This is a genomic window from Streptomyces sp. NPDC030799 (assembly GCF_055572255.1).
In genome coordinates, this window is the sequence record NZ_JBVIDS010000006.1 from 184,101 (window position 1) to 201,338 (window position 17,238).

At 69.4% G+C, this 17,238-nt stretch carries 16 protein-coding genes and 1 riboswitch; of the genes, 7 read left to right on the plus strand and 9 right to left on the minus strand.

Features of this window, described 5'->3' with window-relative positions; genetic code table 11:
* Nucleotides 1–147: 147 nt before the first annotated feature.
* The gene (locus ACZ41I_RS16995) at nucleotides 148–1,623 is read right to left on the minus strand and encodes a sensor histidine kinase (protein WP_399764473.1); all 1,476 of its coding nucleotides are present in this window, start codon (nucleotides 1,621–1,623) and stop codon (nucleotides 148–150) included.
* Nucleotides 1,624–1,954: 331 nt separating this feature from the next.
* On the minus strand, nucleotides 1,955–2,584 hold the full coding sequence (locus ACZ41I_RS17000; RefSeq protein WP_468319339.1) for a TetR/AcrR family transcriptional regulator: 630 nt from the start codon (nucleotides 2,582–2,584) through the stop codon (nucleotides 1,955–1,957).
* A 147-nt stretch (nucleotides 2,585–2,731) separates the two neighbouring features.
* Between ACZ41I_RS17000 and nagB the strand changes: the two genes are divergently transcribed.
* The 4 genes from nagB (at nucleotide 2,732) to mctP (ending at nucleotide 6,488) form a co-directional block, all read left to right on the plus strand.
* Nucleotides 2,732–3,517, plus strand: a complete 786-nt coding sequence (gene nagB / locus ACZ41I_RS17005) for a glucosamine-6-phosphate deaminase (RefSeq protein WP_399764469.1) — start codon at nucleotides 2,732–2,734, stop codon at nucleotides 3,515–3,517.
* Between the two features lie 165 nt (nucleotides 3,518–3,682).
* The gene (locus tag ACZ41I_RS17010; RefSeq protein ID WP_351238169.1) at nucleotides 3,683–4,447 is read left to right on the plus strand and encodes a GntR family transcriptional regulator; all 765 of its coding nucleotides are present in this window, start codon (nucleotides 3,683–3,685) and stop codon (nucleotides 4,445–4,447) included.
* A gap of 134 nt (nucleotides 4,448–4,581) precedes the next feature.
* Nucleotides 4,582–4,863 carry a DUF3311 domain-containing protein gene (locus ACZ41I_RS17015; protein ID WP_399764465.1) on the plus strand — a complete coding sequence of 94 codons (282 nt, stop codon included), beginning with the start codon at nucleotides 4,582–4,584 and terminating at the stop codon, nucleotides 4,861–4,863.
* Nucleotides 4,860–6,488, plus strand: a complete 1,629-nt coding sequence (mctP, locus tag ACZ41I_RS17020; protein ID WP_468514480.1) for a monocarboxylate uptake permease MctP — start codon at nucleotides 4,860–4,862, stop codon at nucleotides 6,486–6,488. The genes ACZ41I_RS17015 and mctP overlap by 4 nt, the downstream gene beginning before the upstream one ends.
* Before the next feature lie 38 nt (nucleotides 6,489–6,526).
* On the opposite strand, the gene ACZ41I_RS17025 is transcribed toward mctP, so the two are convergent.
* Both ACZ41I_RS17025 and ACZ41I_RS17030 read right to left on the minus strand, forming a co-directional pair.
* Nucleotides 6,527–6,730 (minus strand): hypothetical protein, encoded by a 204-nt coding sequence (locus tag ACZ41I_RS17025; protein WP_468514481.1) that lies wholly within the window; start codon nucleotides 6,728–6,730, stop codon nucleotides 6,527–6,529.
* Between the two features lie 303 nt (nucleotides 6,731–7,033).
* Nucleotides 7,034–7,441, minus strand: a complete 408-nt coding sequence (locus tag ACZ41I_RS17030; RefSeq protein WP_468514482.1) for a hypothetical protein — start codon at nucleotides 7,439–7,441, stop codon at nucleotides 7,034–7,036.
* Nucleotides 7,442–7,721: 280 nt separating this feature from the next.
* A riboswitch (cobalamin riboswitch) is annotated at nucleotides 7,722–7,895 on the plus strand.
* 124 nt (nucleotides 7,896–8,019) lie between these two features.
* On the opposite strand from ACZ41I_RS17030, the gene ACZ41I_RS17035 reads away from it, so the two are divergent.
* Together ACZ41I_RS17035 and ACZ41I_RS17040 are read left to right on the plus strand one after the other, a co-directional pair.
* Nucleotides 8,020–10,383: a ribonucleoside-diphosphate reductase subunit alpha gene (locus ACZ41I_RS17035; RefSeq protein WP_363214467.1), complete on the plus strand. Its 2,364-nt coding sequence runs from the start codon at nucleotides 8,020–8,022 to the stop codon at nucleotides 10,381–10,383.
* Entirely contained in the window at nucleotides 10,383–11,396 is a 1,014-nt protein-coding gene (locus ACZ41I_RS17040) for a ribonucleotide-diphosphate reductase subunit beta (protein ID WP_363214468.1), read from the plus strand. Before ACZ41I_RS17035 ends, ACZ41I_RS17040 begins: the two co-directional genes overlap by 1 nt.
* Before the next feature lie 43 nt (nucleotides 11,397–11,439).
* Here ACZ41I_RS17040 and ACZ41I_RS17045 read toward each other — a convergent pair whose 3' ends face one another.
* A complete protein-coding gene (locus ACZ41I_RS17045; RefSeq protein ID WP_399764451.1) occupies nucleotides 11,440–11,637 on the minus strand; it encodes a hypothetical protein in 198 nt (65 codons plus the stop codon).
* A gap of 93 nt (nucleotides 11,638–11,730) precedes the next feature.
* Here ACZ41I_RS17045 and ACZ41I_RS17050 point away from each other — a divergent pair, with 93 nt between their 5' ends.
* Nucleotides 11,731–12,693 (plus strand): GlxA family transcriptional regulator, encoded by a 963-nt coding sequence (locus ACZ41I_RS17050; RefSeq protein ID WP_363214470.1) that lies wholly within the window; start codon nucleotides 11,731–11,733, stop codon nucleotides 12,691–12,693.
* A 22-nt stretch (nucleotides 12,694–12,715) separates the two neighbouring features.
* Here the strand turns inward: ACZ41I_RS17050 and ACZ41I_RS17055 are convergent, their stop codons facing one another.
* From ACZ41I_RS17055 to ACZ41I_RS17070, 4 genes are all read right to left on the minus strand, one after another.
* Nucleotides 12,716–14,086: a bifunctional albaflavenone monooxygenase/terpene synthase gene (locus ACZ41I_RS17055; protein ID WP_468514483.1), complete on the minus strand. Its 1,371-nt coding sequence runs from the start codon at nucleotides 14,084–14,086 to the stop codon at nucleotides 12,716–12,718.
* Nucleotides 14,083–15,168 carry an epi-isozizaene synthase gene (gene cyc1 / locus ACZ41I_RS17060; RefSeq protein ID WP_363214472.1) on the minus strand — a complete coding sequence of 362 codons (1,086 nt, stop codon included), beginning with the start codon at nucleotides 15,166–15,168 and terminating at the stop codon, nucleotides 14,083–14,085. Before cyc1 ends, ACZ41I_RS17055 begins: the two co-directional genes overlap by 4 nt.
* Before the next feature lie 291 nt (nucleotides 15,169–15,459).
* Nucleotides 15,460–16,110: a peptide deformylase gene (gene def / locus ACZ41I_RS17065; protein ID WP_363214473.1), complete on the minus strand. Its 651-nt coding sequence runs from the start codon at nucleotides 16,108–16,110 to the stop codon at nucleotides 15,460–15,462.
* 73 nt (nucleotides 16,111–16,183) lie between these two features.
* On the minus strand, nucleotides 16,184–17,164 hold the full coding sequence (locus tag ACZ41I_RS17070) for a hypothetical protein (protein ID WP_191871517.1): 981 nt from the start codon (nucleotides 17,162–17,164) through the stop codon (nucleotides 16,184–16,186).
* Between the last annotated feature and the right edge of the window lie 74 nt (nucleotides 17,165–17,238).

A 17,238-nucleotide genomic window follows, 5' to 3' on the forward strand; every position in this document is an offset into this window, starting at 1 on the left:
GCCGCAGCGCGCAGTATCCCCCGATGCCGCTAGCGATTTAGCAGAGCAGCACGAGCACGAGCCTCGGACCCATGACGGTCCGGGGCTTTTTGCTGTGCGCAAACGTCCTCAGGACAGGGTGACGTGCCCCACTTCAGCACCCGCAGCTCACTTCTGCGCCCGCACCGGAATGTCGAGGATCACCCGGGTCCCCCGCCCCGGTGCGGGAACCATGTCGAACGAACCGCCCAACTCCCCTTCCACCAGCGTTCGTACGATCTGCAGCCCCAGGTTTCCCGAGCGGTGCGGATCGAAGTCCTCGGGCAGGCCGACGCCGTCGTCCTGGACGGTGACGAGAAGCCGGGCCTCCTTCGTCGTACCCCCACGCACCGCCGACACCTCGACCGTGCCGGTGTCGCCCTCGCGGAAGCCGTGCTCCAGGGCGTTCTGCAGGATCTCGGTGAGGACCATCGACAGCGGGGTGGCCACCTCGGCGTCGAGTATGCCGAAGCGCCCGCTGCGCCGGCCGGTCACCTTGCCCGGCGAGATCTCGGCGACCATCGCCAGCACGCGGTCGGCGATGTCGTCGAACTCCACGCGCTCATCCAGGTTCTGAGACAGCGTCTCATGCACGATCGCGATCGAGCCGACGCGGCGGACGGCCTCCTCCAGGGCCTCCCGGCCGCGCTCGGAGTCGATGCGCCGGGCCTGCAGCCGCAGCAGCGCGGCGACCGTCTGGAGGTTGTTCTTCACCCGGTGGTGGATCTCCCGGATGGTCGCGTCCTTGGTGATCAACTCCCGCTCGCGGCGCCGCAGTTCGGTGACGTCCCGGCACAGCACCAGGGAACCGATCCGGGTGCCCTTGGGCTTGAGCGGGATCGCCCGGAACTGGATGACCCCGTCATTGGCCTCGATCTCGAACTCGCGCGGCGCCCAGCCACTGGCCACCTTGGCGAGCGCCTCGTCCACCGGCCCCCGGGTGGGGGCGAGTTCGGCGGTGGTCTGGCCGAGGTGCTGGCCGACCAGGTCGGCGGCGAGGCCGAGGCGGTGGTAGGCGGACAGCGCGTTCGGGGAGGCGTACTGGACGATGCCGTCGGCGTCCAGCCGGATCAGTCCGTCACCGACGCGCGGCGAGGCGTCCATGTCGACCTGCTGGTCGGGGAAGGGGAACGATCCTGCCGCGATCATCTGCGCGAGGTCGGAGGCGCTCTGGAGGTAGGTGAGCTCCAGACGGCTCGGGGTGCGGACGGTCAGCAGGTTGGTGTTGCGGGCGATCACGCCGAGGACGCGGCCCTCGCGTCGTACGGGAATGGACTCGACCCGTACGGGGACCTCCTCGCGCCACTCCGGGTCGCCCTCGCGCACGATCCGGCCCTCGTCCAGTGCCGCGTCCAGCATGGGCCGGCGGCCACGCGGGACGAGGTGGCCGACCATGTCGTCCTGGTAGGAGGTGGGGCCGGTGTTGGGGCGCATCTGGGCCACCGAGACGTACCGCGTGCCGTCGCGGGTGGGGACCCACAGGACCAGGTCGGCGAAGGAGAGGTCGGAGAGCAGCTGCCACTCCGAGACCAGCAGATGGAGCCACTCGAGGTCGGAGTCGTCGAGGGCGGTGTGCTGGCGGACCAGTTCGTTCATGGAGGGCACGTCTGCGAGCGTACCCGCGGGCCGTGGGTGGCCGGAAAACACCCGCGGGCCGCGGCGCCTGGAAGGGACCCTCAACCCTCCCGGCACCGCAGCCCGGAGCATCATCGGCCGTGGGGTGTGCGGTCCCGATCGGCCGAAGGTCGAGGAGCCGGGGCAGTCAGGGCAGAGAGCGCCGGTTCCTCGATCCGCCTTCCTGTGCGGGGAAGACGGAGGCTTGTTCCACGTTGATGTGTTCTTGTCGATTGTGGACTAGACCACAACGATGTGTCCATGGTCTCGTCGGCATGCACGACTGATGGCACCCGATGCCACGCAGCCTAGCCCGCCTCGGTCAGTCGCGGGGCCAGATGGCCATGGCAATTTCCGCGAGCGCTTCCAGTTCCTTGCGGTTCGCTCCGTCACGAGCCTGCTGGGACATGCCCTGGATCATGGCACCGGTGTGCCGGGCGAGGGCGGCGGCATCGACGTCTGCCGGCAGCCGCCCGGCCGCGAGGTCCGCCCGGATCCGGGATTCGAGGGCGGCGATGCTGTCGTTGCGCCGCGCGCGCAGCAGCTCCTCGACCTCGGGGCTGGTGCAGTTGGTGGCGGCGTGCACGACCAGGCAGCCGTACGGGTGCGCGGGGTCGGTGTACTCGGCGGCGGCCTCGCGCAGCACGCGCGCGACGGCGGCGCGGGCGGTGGGCTCCTCGGCGAGGGCGCGGTCGACGAAGGCGCCGTGCGTGCCGGTGTAGACCCGGACGACCTCCTCGAACAGGGTGCGCTTGTCACCGAAGGCCGCGTACAGGCTCGGCGCCCCGATGCCCATGATCCGGGTGAGGTCGGCGACCGAGGTGGCCTCGTATCCGTGCTCCCAGAAGGCCATGAGCGCCTTCTCCAGGGCGGTGGCCCGGTCGAAGGAACGCGGCCGTCCACGCCCCTTCGGCGTCTTGACCTGCTCTTCCGTGTGCCCGTGTGCCGCCATGGAAGGCATTTTATAGCGGACCTTAGAGAAATGACCCCGGCGTGCCGGGTTTCCGCGCCCGGACCCGCACCCGCGCCCGCCGATTCTGCTAGATTGGTCTAAACCACATGGAGACGCACGAGCCCACTTCAGAACGGCAGGCCCAGCGTGGAAGTTGTCATCGTTCCGGACGCCGCGGCGGGCGGCGAGCTGATCGCCGAAGCCATGGCCCAGCTGCTGCGACGCAAGCCCGACGCCCTGCTCGGCGTGGCCACCGGCTCCACCCCGCTGCCCGTCTACCAGGCACTGACCGCCAAGGTCCGCTCCGGCGCCGTCGACACCTCAAGGGCGCGCATAGCCCAGCTCGACGAGTACGTGGGGCTGCCCGCCGACCACCCCGAGTCCTACCGCTCGGTGCTGCGCCGGGAGGTGCTGGAGCCGCTCGGCATCGGCATGGACGCGTTCGTCGGACCCGACGGCACCGCCCGGGACGTACAGGCGGCGTGCGAGGCGTACGACCGCGCGCTCGCCGCGGCCGGCGGAGTGGACCTGCAGCTGCTCGGGATCGGCACCGACGGACACATCGGGTTCAACGAGCCGTGCTCCTCGCTCGCCTCGCGGACCCGGATCAAGACACTGACCCAGCAGACCCGGATCGACAACGCCCGCTTCTTCGACGGCGACATCGAGCAGGTCCCGCACCACGTCATCACCCAGGGCATCGGCACCATCCTGGAAGCCCGGCATCTGGTGCTGCTGGCGACCGGTGAGGGCAAGGCGGACGCGGTCGCCGCGACCGTCGAGGGGCCGGTCGCGGCCGTGTGCCCGGCCTCCGCGCTCCAGCTCCACCCGCACGCCACGGTGGTCGTCGACGAGGCCGCCGCCTCGAAGCTCAAGCTGGCCGACTACTTCCGGCACACCTACGCCAACAAGCCGGACTGGCAGGGCATCTGATCAAGCACAGGGGGTGGTGGCCTAGACCAACAGCAGGTGCGACGGTATACAGAGGAGATCACGGAGCGTCCGGGTGGACTCGTGACACACGAAGCCGTGCCACGATGTGACCCGTGGCCGATGCCAGTCGGTCGCTTTCGGCATCCGGAGCCGGGAAGGCAGAGCATGAGCACCGACGTCAGCAGTGCGGAGAACGAGGCCGGCACGACCGTCCGTACGGCGCGCGTGCCCAAGTACTACCGCCTGAAGAAGCACCTGCTCGACATGACGGAGACGCAGGCCCCGGGCACGCCGGTGCCGCCCGAGCGCACCCTGGCTGCCGAGTTCGACACCTCCCGCACCACCGTCCGCCAGGCACTGCAGGAGCTGGTCGTGGAGGGCCGGCTGGAGCGCATCCAGGGCAAGGGCACCTTCGTCGCCAAGCCCAAGGTCTCCCAGGCGCTGCAGCTCACCTCCTACACCGAGGACATGCGCGCCCAGGGCCTGGAGCCCACCTCGCAGCTGCTGGACATCGGCTACATCACCGCGGACGACCGGCTCGCCGGGCTGCTGGACATCGCCGCCGGCGGACGGGTGCTGCGCATCGAGCGGCTGCGCATGGCCAACGGCGAGCCGATGGCCATCGAGACCACGCATCTGAGCGCCAAGCGCTTCCCGGCACTGCGCAGGTCGCTCGTGAAGTACACGTCCCTCTACACCGCGCTCGCCGAGGTCTACGACGTCCACCTCGCCGAGGCGGAGGAGACCATCGAGACCTCGCTGGCCACGCCGCGCGAGGCGGGTTTGCTCGGCACCGATGTGGGCCTGCCGATGCTGATGCTCTCCCGCCACTCCCTGGACCGCGAGGGCAAGCCGGTGGAGTGGGTGCGGTCGGTGTACCGCGGGGACCGCTACAAGTTCGTCGCACGGCTCAAGCGGCCCGCCGAGTAGGACCGGTGGACCTGGTGGACGTTCGCTGAATCGATATACCGATATACGGACGAGGTCTTCCACTGTCGCGACACCGTCACCTAGATTGCCTGCGCATTACACAGGTGATCAGCGAGGGGACGGAGAGCCTTGGCATGTCCGACACACCTGAAGTGAGACCACCGCTCGTCACCCCGGTCCGGGTGATCATCGCCTTCTGCCTCGTCGCGCCCTTCGTGGCGATGCTCTGGGTCGGCTCCTACGCCAAGACGGACCCGGCCTTCGTCGGGATCCCGTTCTTCTACTGGTACCAGATGCTCTGGGTGCTGATCTCCACCGCCCTGACGATGGCCGCGTACAAGCTGTGGCAGCGCGACCAGCGCGCCCGCGCCTCCCATGCCTCCCCCGTGTCCCCGAAGGGCGGTGAGGCGAAGTGAAGAACGACGTCAACGGCGTCGCGCTCGGCGTCTTCATCTTCTTCTTCCTGGCCGTCACGGTCATGGGCTTCCTGGCCGCCCGCTGGCGCAAGGCCGAGAACGAGCACTCCCTGGACGAATGGGGCCTGGGCGGACGGTCGTTCGGCACCTGGATCACCTGGTTCCTGCTCGGCGGCGACCTGTACACGGCGTACACCTTCGTCGCCGTGCCGGCGGCGATCTACGCGGCGGGCGCCACCGGCTTCTTCGCGGTGCCGTACACGATCCTGGTCTACCCGCTGATCTTCACCTTCCTGCCGCGCCTGTGGTCGGTCAGCCACCGCCACGGCTACGTCACCACCTCGGACTTCGTCCGGGGCCGCTTCGGCTCCAAGGGCCTGTCGCTGGCCGTGGCGCTGACCGGCATCCTGGCGACGATGCCGTACATCGCGCTGCAACTCGTCGGCATCCAGGCGGTGCTGGACGTGATGGGCGTCGGTGGCGGGGACACCACCAACTGGTTCGTGAAGGACCTGCCGCTGCTGATCGCGTTCGGCGTGCTGGCGGCGTACACGTACTCCTCCGGCCTGCGCGCGCCCGCCCTGATCGCCTTCGTCAAGGACGCGCTGATCTACATCGTCATCGGGGTGGCGATCATCTACATCCCGATCAAGCTGGGCGGCTTCGACGACGTCTTCGCCAAGGCGGGCCACGCGTTCAGCCAGGTCAACCCGGCGACGGGCAAGCCGCGCGGCGCGCTCGTGCCCCCGGAGGCGAACCAGTGGACGTACGCCACCCTGGCCCTGGGTTCGGCGCTCGCGCTGTTCATGTACCCGCACTCGATCACCGCGACCCTGTCGTCCAGGAGCCGTGAGGTGATCCGCCGCAACACCACGATCCTGCCGCTGTACTCCCTCATGCTCGGTCTGCTCGCCCTGCTGGGCTTCATGGCGATCGCGGCCGGAGTGAAGGTCACCAACGGGCAGCTGGCCATCCCGCAGCTGTTCGAGGACATGTTCCCGGACTGGTTCGCGGGCGTGGCCTTCGCGGCGATCGGCATCGGCGCTCTCGTACCGGCGGCCATCATGTCGATCGCGGCGGCGAACCTCTTCACCCGCAACATCTACCGGGACTTCATCAAGCCGGACGCCACTCCCCGGCAGGAGGCCCAGGTCTCCAAGATCGTCTCACTGCTGGTGAAGGTCGGCGCCCTGGTCTTCGTCCTCACCATGGACAAGACGGTCGCGATCAACTTCCAGCTGCTCGGCGGCATCTGGATCCTGCAGACCTTCCCGGCCCTGGTCGGCGGCCTGTTCACCCGCTGGTTCCACCGCTGGGCGCTGCTCGCCGGCTGGGCGGTCGGCATGGTGTACGGCACGGTCGCGGCGTACGGGGTCGCCTCGCCGACCCAGAAGCACTTCGGCGGCTCGGCCAAGGAGATCCCGGGCATCGGGGAGATCGGCTACATCGGCCTGACCGCGTTCGTCCTCAACGTCGCCGTGACCGTGGTCCTCACCTTCGTCCTCAAGGCCGCCAAGGCCCCCGAGGGCATCGACGAGACCAGCCCGGCCGACTACACGGCGGACGCGGGCGACCTCGGCGTCCAGGTGGAACTGCCGTCGGCGACGGCGGGCAGCGCGCACTAGGGGACCCTGCGACGCCGGGATGATCCAAACGACACCCCCTAGCCCACGCGCCTCGGCCGGACGCCCTCGTCCCGTGTGCGTCCGGCCATCGCGTCCCAGAAGCGGTCCAGTTCGCGGACGCGCATGCTGACCCAGGGCGGTGTCTTTCGGTGCACCAGCCTGGGAAAGCAGCGGCGGATGGTTCCGGGCAGCAGGACCTGCTGCTGCCGGCAGAAGGGCTCGCGGACCTCGCCCCGGGGCACCCCGCCCCGGGGGCCGGGGGCTCAGCTCGACGTCCTCGCGCAGCCGGCCGTCACTCATGGCGTGGGCCCAGGTCTCCAGGAGCCACAGCCGGAGCGTGCTGCGGTCCCAACTGCGGGTGTCGAGCCGGTCCTTGTCGTTGCGCGGACGAACGCGTTCGAGGTCGCCGTGGTGGTGCAGTTCGCGGGCGATCTGCAGGTAGATCGGCGATTCGGTGACCTCCGCGGTCTCCACGATCCAGTCCACGCGGCGCTCGTCCGTCTCCGGGACCCGCGCCTCGACGAAGTGCAGCGCCGACTCCTCGCTCAGCGGCTCCAGCTCCACGATCGCGGCGGGGTGCTCTCCAGCGGACTGTGCGGCCGGGAGGCGATGACGACCACCTTGTCGTCGGCGAGCAGTTGCTGCCAGATCCGGTCGCTCTTGGTGCGCGCCAGAATGCCGTGAGGCGCTTCCTCGGCGAACCGTTGCCTGGCCATGCGCTCGAAGTTCAGATCGGCACCGGTTGCGTCCCTCAGCCGGATCGGCACGGGAACGGCGTGCTGCCGGGCCAGCAGCTCGGTCAGCCGCACCAGGACGGCCGTCTTGCCCGTGCCGACACCGCCGACGAGCAGACAGGGCCTGCGGGTCTCGCGCTGCCGCAGCCTCTGGGCGATGACCCGGGCGACCTCCTCACGGCCCACGATCTCGGCCATGCCGGGCCCGGCGGTGAGCACAAAGCCCTTCCGCGGCCCAGGCGAGGAGTGCGGTCAGGAGGATCAGCCACACAACCCGGATCGCACGTGTCTCGCCTCCAGCGTCGCCATCGGCGCGCTGCGAGGCCGCACCTTGCCCGGCGGATGACGGACGATCCTCGTCATGGTGCGTTCTCCTTCCGAGGCCGGCTCTCGGCACGAAGGACCCGCGGGGCACCTTCTTCCATGGAAACACTCCAGCCGGGCCCTGCAACTCGGAAGTTGACCCTCCGAAGCCACCGCACCACACAACAGACACAACATCTGGGGGTGACCTGACAGCCCGGCACTAGATGTATGCTCATCCTCGCTGTCGCCGCAGGGGAATCCGGTGCGAATCCGGAACTGTCCCGCAACGGTGTACTTGTGTGTGTCCGTTCCCTGAACGCCGTGCACAGGAGTCAGTCCGAGGACCTGCCGACAGCGCACCCGGCCGTCCGGCCGGTGTGCCCTGAGACGTCCGGGCCTCGTGGAGTGGGCCGGTGGACGCGACGCCGTGTGCGCTCGTGGCTGCCCCCGCCCTCCGCCAGGCCCCCGTGCCGAGCGAGGGAGAGCCCCACGTGACCATCGCGCCAGCAGACCCGGCTTCAGCCGACGGCCTGGAGACCGACGGTCCCGGTGCCGCGCTGCTGCGGACCCTGACCGAGCTGACCGCCGACCTCCCCGACACCGACCCCGGCCGGGTCGCCGCCGCCGCCCTGCGTGGCCGGTCGGCGAACGCCGACGAGGCGGAGTTGCGGGAGCTGGCCACGGAGGCCGCCGCCGGGCTCATCTCCGAGGACCCCGCATACTCCCGGCTGGCCGCCCGGCTGCTGACCCTCACCATCCGCGCGGAGGCCGCCTCGCAGGGCGTGACGTCCTTCACCGAGTCCGTGGCCGTGGGACACCGGGAGGGGCTCATCGCCGACCGGACCGCCGAGTTCGCGCGGGTGCACGCCGCGCGGCTGGACGCGCTGATCGACACGGGCGCCGACGACCGCTTCGGCTACTTCGGGCTGCGCACGCTGCACAGCCGGTATCTGCTCCGGCACCCCTTCACCCGCAAGGTCGTCGAGACCCCCCAGCACTTCATGCTGCGGGTCGCCGCAGGCCTCGCCGAGGACGACAGTGTCCGCTCCCTGGACGAAGTCGCCGCGCTCTACCGGCTCATGAGCCGCCTCGACTACCTGCCGTCCTCCCCCACGCTCTTCAACTCCGGCACCCGCCACCCCCAGATGTCGTCCTGCTACCTCCTCGACTCCCCGCTGGACGAGCTGGACTCCATCTACGACCGCTACCACCAGGTGGCCCGGCTCTCCAAGCACGCCGGCGGCATCGGTCTGTCGTACTCCCGGATCCGCAGCCGCGGTTCGCTGATCCGCGGCACCAACGGGCACTCCAACGGCATCGTGCCGTTCCTGAAGACCTTGGACGCCTCGGTGGCGGCCGTGAACCAGGGCGGCCGGCGCAAGGGCGCCGCGGCCGTCTACCTGGAGACCTGGCACTCCGACATCGAGGAGTTCCTGGAGCTGCGCGACAACACCGGTGAGGACGCCCGCCGTACGCACAACCTGAACCTCGCGCACTGGATCCCGGACGAGTTCATGCGCCGGGTCAACGCCGACGGACAGTGGTCGCTGTTCTCCCCGGCGGACGTGCCGGAGCTGGTGGACCTGTGGGGGGAGGAGTTCGACGCCGCCTACCGCAAGGCCGAGGCGGCGGGGCTCGCGAAGAAGACGATCCCGGCCCGTGAGCTGTACGGCCGGATGATGCGCACCCTCGCGCAGACCGGCAACGGCTGGATGACCTTCAAGGACGCGGCGAACCGCACCGCCAACCAGACCGCCCTGCCCGGCCATGTCGTCCACTCCTCCAACCTCTGCACCGAGATCCTGGAGGTCACGGACGACGGGGAGACGGCGGTCTGCAACCTGGGGTCGGTCAACCTCGGTGCGTTCGTGAGCGGCGGTGACATCGACTGGCAGCGCCTCGACGAGACGGTCCGCACGGCCGTCACCTTCCTCGACCGTGTGGTCGACATCAACTTCTACCCGACCGAGCAGGCGGGCCGGTCGAACGCCAAGTGGCGGCCCGTCGGCCTCGGTGCCATGGGTCTGCAGGACGTGTTCTTCAAGCTGCGCCTGCCCTTCGACTCCCCGGAGGCCAAGGCCCTGTCCACGCGGATCGCCGAGCGCATCATGCTCGCCGCGTACGAGGCCTCCGCCGACCTCGCCGAGCGGAACGGCCCGCTGCCGGCCTGGGAGAAGACCCGTACCGCGCGCGGTGTGCTGCACCCCGACCACTACGAGGTGGAGCTGACCTGGCCGGAGCGCTGGGCGGCCCTGCGCGAGCGGATCGCGGCCGTCGGCATGCGCAACTCGCTCCTCCTGGCGATCGCGCCCACCGCCACCATCGCCTCCATCGCGGGCGCGTACGAGTGCATCGAGCCGCAGGTGTCGAACCTGTTCAAGCGCGAGACGCTGTCCGGTGAGTTTTTGCAGGTCAACTCGTACCTGGTGAAGGATCTGAAGGAGCTCGGCGTCTGGGACGCACGGACCCGTGAGGCGCTGCGCGACTCCAACGGATCGGTGCAGGACTTCGCGTGGATCCCGGCCGACGTACGGGCCCTGTACCGCACGGCGTGGGAGATCCCGCAGCGCGGCCTGATCGACATGGCCGCGGCGCGGACCCCGTTCCTCGACCAGGCGCAGTCGCTCAACCTCTTCATGGAGACGCCGACCATCGGCAAGCTCTCCTCGATGTACGCGTACGCCTGGAAGTCCGGGCTCAAGACGACGTACTACCTGCGCTCGCGGCCCGCGACGCGCATCGCCCGCGCCGCCCAGGCGCAGACACAGAAGACCATCCCCGTCCAGCAGGCCGCCGATCCCGACGCGGTCGCCTGCTCCCTGGAAAACCCCGAGTCCTGCGAGGCCTGCCAGTAATGTCCACCCGTCCCCAGAACCTCCTCGACCCGGGCTTCGAACTCACCCTCCGCCCGATGCGCTACCCGGACTTCTACGAGCGCTACCGGGACGCCATCAAGAACACCTGGACCGTGGAGGAGGTCGACCTCCACTCGGACGTCGCCGACCTCGCCAAGCTGACTCCGGCCGAGCAGCACCTGATCGGCCGGTTGGTGGCCTTCTTCGCGACGGGCGACTCGATCGTCGCGAACAACCTGGTCCTGACGCTGTACAAGCACATCAACTCGCCCGAGGCGCGCCTGTATCTGAGCAGGCAGCTCTTCGAGGAGGCCGTGCACGTCCAGTTCTATCTGACGCTGCTCGACACCTATCTCCCCGACCCGGACGACCGGGCGGCGGCCTTCGCGGCCGTCGAGAACATCCCCTCCATCCGGGAGAAGGCCGGGTTCTGCTTCAAGTGGATGGACTCGGTCGAGAAGCTGGAGCGCCTGGAGACGAAGGCCGACCGCCGGCGCTTCCTGCTCAATCTGATCTGCTTCGCCGCGTGCATCGAGGGCCTGTTCTTCTACGGCGCCTTCGCCTACGTGTACTGGTTCCGCAGCCGGGGTCTGCTGCACGGCCTCGCCACCGGCACCAACTGGGTGTTCCGCGACGAGACGATGCACATGTCCTTCGCCTTCGACGTGGTCGACACCGTCCGCAAGGAGGAGCCGGAGCTGTTCGACGACGCGCTCCAGCAACAGGTCACCGACATGCTCAAGGAGGCCGTCGAGGCCGAGCTGCAGTTCGCGCGCGACCTGTGCGGTGACGGCCTGCCGGGCATGAACACCGAGTCGATGCGGCAGTACCTGGAGTGCGTCGCCGACCAGCGCCTCACCCGCCTCGGGTTCGCACCGGTGTACGGCTCGGAGAACCCGTTCTCCTTCATGGAGCTGCAGGGCGTCCAGGAGCTGACGAACTTCTTCGAGCGCCGCCCGTCGGCGTACCAGGTCGCCGTGGAGGGCACGGTCGACCTGGACGAGGACTTCTGACCGTCCCGCTGCTTCGGCACACGGGGCTCGCGCAGGTGTTCCCTCAGGCGGGGTGGGCCACGCCGTGACGGCTGTGGGGGCGGTTCGGCGCCGCCTCCCCTTCGCCGTGCTCCGCCCGCCTGAGCTGCCGGTCGATGCTCCATTCCCGCACGGCGCCGATCGCGGAGGGGAGAATCATGAGGACGAGGATCCCGAAGGTGGCGAGCATGCCGATGAGGCCTTGGATCTGGTTTCCGTTCATGCCCTCACTGTCGCGCGGAGCACTCCTCGTCCGTGAGTGGCAGGACTGCCGTACACCCTCGAATTGCTGCCACTGATCCGGCACACTGGCAGCATGCTGAAGAACGTGGCCGCCGTGCTGCTGGACGGGGTGCATCCCTTCGAGCTGGGTGTCGTGTGCGAGGTGTTCGGCATCGACCGCAGCGACGAGGGTCTGCCGGTGTACGACTTCGCCGTGGTCTCCGCCGAGGGGCCCACCCTCGGCACCCACTGCGGGTTCACCGTGTCCACCCCCTACGGGCTGGAGCGGCTGGAGGAGGCCGACCTGATCGCCGTCCCGGCCGGGGAGACCTATGCCGTACGGGAGTACCCGGAGGAGCTGCTGGAGGCCCTGCGGCGCGCCGTCCAGCGGGGGGCACGGGTGCTCAGCGTCTGCTCCGGCGTGTTCCTGCTGGCCGCGGCGGGGCTGCTGGACGGCCGGCGGTGCGCGGTGCACTGGCATCACGCGGAGCAGCTCGCCCGCCGGTATCCGACGGTCGCCGTCGAGCCGGACGTGCTCTACGTCGACGAGGATCCCGTGATCACCTCGGCCGGCACCGCCGCCGGGATCGACGCCTGTCTGCATCTCGTGCGCAAGGAGCAGGGACCCGAGGTCGCGAACAAGATCGCCCGCCGGATGGTCGTACCGCCGCACCGGGACGGCGGGCAGGCGCAGTACATCGAGCGGCCGCTGCCCAAGGCCCCGTGCGACACCGTCGGCGAGGTGCTGGTGTGGATGGAGGAGCACCTCGACCAGGAGGTGACCGTGGAACAGCTGGCCGCCCGTGCCCACATGGCGCCCCGCACCTTCGCGCGCCGTTTCCAGCAGGAGACCGGGACCACGCCCTACCGGTGGATCCTGCGCCAACGGGTGCTGCGCGCCCAGGAGTTGCTGGAGGGCACGGACGAGACCATGGACGAGATCGCCTGGCGCACCGGGTTCGGTACGGCGGCGGCGCTGCGGCACCAGTTCGTCCAGGCGCTCGGCACCACCCCGAACGCCTACCGGCGCACGTTCCGGGGCCCTCAGGCCGCCTGAGCGTGCGCCGGTACCAGGTGGCCTACCAAGGCATCGGCCTCAGCAGCAGGTTGTGCGGACGGAGCGTGATGCCCACGCGGGTGGCGTCGTTCGACCCGGCGACCTGCTCGAAGCGGTACTTCGCCGAGACCGCCGCGGTGATCAGGCTCAGCTGGGTCATGGAGAAGTGGTCGCTGGGGCACTTGCGGTTGCCCACGCTGAAGGGGCTCATGGCGTACTTCGGCACGTCCTTGGCCCGCTCCGGCAGCCACCGGTCGGGGTCGAAGTCGAGGTGCCGGTCGTAGGAGCGGGCGTCGCGCTGGATCGCGTAGGGGCTGTAGATGATGTCCGCTCCGGCCGGAATGCGATAGCCGCCGAGCGAGGTGTCGGTCACCGCGCGCCGCGTCAATATCCATACGGCGGGCCTGAGCCGCATGGCCTCGACGACGACATTGTTGGTGTGCGTGAGCGCGCGAACGTGCTGGAATCCGACCGGCCGACCGGCGGTCACGGATTCGACCTCGGTCCGTACCTTCTCGGCGTGTTCCGGGTGTTCCGCGAGAACCTGCAGCAGCCACATGATCGTGGACGCCACGGTTTCGCTGCCGGGGGTGAGTATCGCGACGACCTGGTCGTGGATCTCCTGTTCCCCGATGGGGTCGCCATTGTCGTCCTTTGCCTCCAGCAATGCCGTCAGCAAATCGTCCGGCTTTTGACCAGATGCCCTCCGCTCGGCGACGATCTCGTCCACCAGCAGATGCAAATCGGCCAGTGCCCGGTTGAATTCGCGGTTGGCCGGGAGCGGCAGCCGGTACAGCGGTCCGAGGGGGAGGACCATGCGGCGGTACATGCCCCGGAAGACACTGGCGAGGTCGACGCTCAGCCGCTCGGCGCGCTCGTCCATGTACTCGCCGCGCAGCAGGCAGCGGGCGGCGATGCGCACGGCCACCCGGAAGGACTCAGAGGTGCAGTCGATGGTCTCGCCGGGCCGCCAGCGCCCGGTCAGCGCGTGCGCCTCCTCCTCCATCACCGGCCCGTAGTCCGGGATCGCGTCCAGCCGGAACGCGGGCTGGATGGTGCGGCGCTGGCGCCGGTGCCGGGGGCCGTTGGCGGTGGCCACGCCCTCCTTGCCGAGCAGGCCTTCGAGGGACTCCCACAGGGGTCCGTCGATCTTGAAGTCGGCGCTGAGCGCAAGCGCGCCGGTCAGCTCCGGCGTGGTGACGGCATACACCGTCTTGGGGCCGAGCTTGAGGCGTACGACGTCGCCGTGGTCGCGGAGCCGGGACATGAAGGCCAGCGGGTCGCGGACCAGTCTCAGGCCGTGCCCGAGGCCCGGCACCGCACCCTGGGCCAGGGGCGGCTCACGCAGTTCGGCCGCCTCGGAGGTACCGGGCCGCACAGACTCGACGGTCATTTCTCACCTGCCGCTTCGTTCGTGACGTACGGGGGCGTGGACCGGTCGTCCCAGGTGTCGACCATGTACCGGCCGGACTCGTGGTGGAACCAGTAGACGGAGCTGAACCAGTTGCGCATATTGCCGACACAGGCGCGGACCACGGCGCTCAGTTCCTTTCCGCCGACCGTTCCGTCGGCGAGTTCGTCGGCGAACCGCAGGGCGTCCTGCTCGGCTTCGAGAAATTCACTGACGCATTTCTCGATCCGGCGCCTGACTTCTTCCACCGCGTCTTCGAGAGTCAGCCTCTCATGGACGATGAGACTGATTCCGAGATTGTGGACCTCGTCGCCCGCTATTTCCTTCGGCAGCGAGCACAGGTCGTTGTACCAGGCGGCGAATTCCTGGCTGAGCAGCGCGGCCCGGCGGTAGGCCGGTTTTTTCCGTACGGCGTCCGGGAGTTCACATCCGGCGCTCGGTTCCAGCAGGTCCGTCCATATCCAGTGCGCGAAGGTGTGCCGGCGCAGGGCGAGATATTCCTCGACGCCGGGTATGTATCCCTCGGTGCGGTTGCGGAACTCTCGGTCGTAGGCCTCGATGACCGCGTGGAAGTGCCGGGCGAACCGCTGGTTCCAGGTGCGCGGCAGGAAGCCGTACAGCCGCAGCACGCTGTCGGCGAACCCGGCGACCAGTGGGTCGGGATGGTGCAGATGGTGCCGGGGTGCGTCCAGGGCCGCGTGCAGGCGGTACCTCAGCCGCCGCCAGTCGCCCGTGCGGCCGTGGACGACACAGCGGTCGTGGTGGTCGTCCCAGACGAAGAACCACGCGCTGTAGTCGGCTATGGCCTGCATGACCTCGTCGGGGGCGCCGAGGTAGTAGCCCGCCATGAGGTCGGTGTAGCACAGTCCGTCGGCATATTCCTGCACCTTGTCCGCCGGCATGAGCCGTTTTTCCAGCAGCCAGACCCGTGTCCTGTGCTGTAGCAGCGGCCAATACGGATGCAGTTGCCGGGGAAAGGCGGACTCGATCACCGGGAGTGCCAGTGAGGGTGGTACGACGACCGCCGTTGGCGTCGCTGTGGTGCTGTATGGGAAAGCTTGCACGAACAAACCCCTCTCAGCCGCAGGAGCACACGCCCCTCCACGGTTGTGCCGGGCGTGCGCCGTCGCGTATCCCCGCTCTTACATTCAGCACCACAACTGACCGCCGTGGGAACGGATTTGCTTCACTCACTACCCCAAGGCTGCCGGGAATCCAGCCTTGTGTGACCGGTTAAGGATCACAACGAGGACAGAAGAGGTCGGGTGTACGACGCACGGATGAGCGAGGCGAGACATGCGGAGGGCGCCCGACCGGGGGTGATCCCGGCCGGGCGCCCGACGAGCCCGCGTCTCCTAGTCGTTGGCGACCACCGGATAACGTGGCTCATTCTCGGCCATCTGCCGCAGGGCGTCCTTGCGGTCCCGCTTGGACAGCCGGTCGATGTACAGGTAGCCGTAGAGGTGGTCGGTCTCGTGCTGCAAACAGCGTGCGAAGTAGCCGGTGCCGCGCACCTTGATCGGGTTGCCCTGCTCGTCCTGACCGGTCACCTCGGCGTAGTCGGGACGCGCGAGCGGCGCGTACGCCGTCGGCACGGACAGGCAGCCCTCGTTGCTGTCGTCCAGCCGGCGCCGGTCGGCGGGCAGGTCGACCAGCTTCGGGTTGCACACCACGCCGACGTGCCGGACGCCCTCGTCGTCCATGCAGTCGTAGACGAAGACCTTCAGGTCGACACCGATCTGGTTGGCGGCCAGGCCCACGCCCTCGGCGGTGCGCTGGCTGGCGAACATGTCGGCGACGAGCTGCTGCAGCTCCTCGCCGAACTCGGTGACGTCCTTGCACTCCTTGTGGAGCACCGGGTTGCCGACGACCGTGATCGGCCGCGAGGTGCCGCGCTCCCGCCAGGCCTTCTCGCGCTCCTCGCAGTCCTCCGTGTCGACGACATAACCCTCGTCGTCGACGGGGAGCACGCCCGCGTGCTGCTGATCGGTGTCCTGCTGCGCCATGACCGACGTACGCCTTCCTGCAAGCCTGGAGAATTCTGCGAGTACAGCCTAAAGGTGGCCGGTCACCGTCGGCTCAGCAAACCTCTTCGAGATCCCGCCAGTCCCGGGAGTCCGGGCTGTCCGCGACCCACCCGTCCAGCAACCCCCGGACCAGCGACGCCGGTGCGGCCACCCCGCACTCCCGCTCGGGCACCCACAGCTGCCCGTCCGTCCGATGCCCCAGCGGGCCGGGATGACCGGGCTCGCTGTGGTCGTGCGGGTCGAGGTGCACACCTTCGCCCTCGTCCGAGGGCATCCGTGACTCCGAACACATCCGGCACAGCAGCCGCACCGACGAGGACCAGTCCTCCGCGGCGAACCCCGCGTCGGCGGCCAGCTGCTCCAGCGCGTCCCGGTCCGCCTCCGTGGCCGCCTCCAGCAGGACCACCCAGGTGGGCACGGGCGAGGGCGCCCACAGCTCGATCTCGTCGAAGACCGGGTAGGAGTGCCCGGCGGACGTCGTGCGCTCGCCGTGCGGGACACCGTCGTGCAGCACGACCTCGCCCCAGCGCCGCCCCGACGAGGGCAGCGGGATGGACAGCACCTCCAGCCGTGCCGGGTCCAGCCTGCGCCCCCACACGACCTCGGCCTCGCCCTCCGGGGAGAGCCGTACGGCCGCACTGCCCAGCTCCATGCCGAGGGGCTCGGCGGAGGCGGCGGCGCCTCCGGGCACCTTCAGTCCGTACGCCTGCCAGGCGCGGCGGGCCAGCGGCCAGTCCTGCAGGGCGGTGGCGGCGATGCCGACGTTCCACCAGTCGGGCGCCCCGGTCTCCCGGTCCAGCAGCGCGACCGCCCGGAGTCCGGCGGCACGGGCCTGCTCCCAGTCGTGCCGGAACTTGTGCAGCAGGGCCAGGTTGAACCAGGACTCCGACAGCCAGGGCTCCAGATCGGCGGCCCGTGTCAGCAGCTCGCCCGCGTCCTCGTACCGGCCGTCGCCGATCAGCGTGAACGCGCGGTCTGTGGCCTGCCGCCAGGAGGCGGAGGGCCGGTGCCGTCCCTTGCCGAAGATCCTCACGATTCCCGCCTGCCAGTTCCAGTTCCGCACAGTGGGCTGGCTTGTGCCCCCAAACACCCTCTCCCTCGCATCCA

Coding starts and splice junctions, on each gene's coding strand:
- ACZ41I_RS17000 (WP_468319339.1), bottom strand. CDS start 2,584: ATGGCGGCACACGGGCACACGGAAGAGCAGGTCAAGACGCCGAAGGGG.
- ACZ41I_RS17010 (WP_351238169.1), top strand. CDS start 3,683: ATGAGCACCGACGTCAGCAGTGCGGAGAACGAGGCCGGCACGACCGTC.
- ACZ41I_RS17015 (WP_399764465.1), top strand. CDS start 4,582: ATGTCCGACACACCTGAAGTGAGACCACCGCTCGTCACCCCGGTCCGG.
- ACZ41I_RS17040 (WP_363214468.1), top strand. CDS start 10,383: ATGTCCACCCGTCCCCAGAACCTCCTCGACCCGGGCTTCGAACTCACC.
- ACZ41I_RS17045 (WP_399764451.1), bottom strand. CDS start 11,637: ATGAACGGAAACCAGATCCAAGGCCTCATCGGCATGCTCGCCACCTTC.
- ACZ41I_RS17050 (WP_363214470.1), top strand. CDS start 11,731: ATGCTGAAGAACGTGGCCGCCGTGCTGCTGGACGGGGTGCATCCCTTC.
- ACZ41I_RS17055 (WP_468514483.1), bottom strand. CDS start 14,086: ATGACCGTCGAGTCTGTGCGGCCCGGTACCTCCGAGGCGGCCGAACTG.
- def (WP_363214473.1), bottom strand. CDS start 16,110: ATGGCGCAGCAGGACACCGATCAGCAGCACGCGGGCGTGCTCCCCGTC.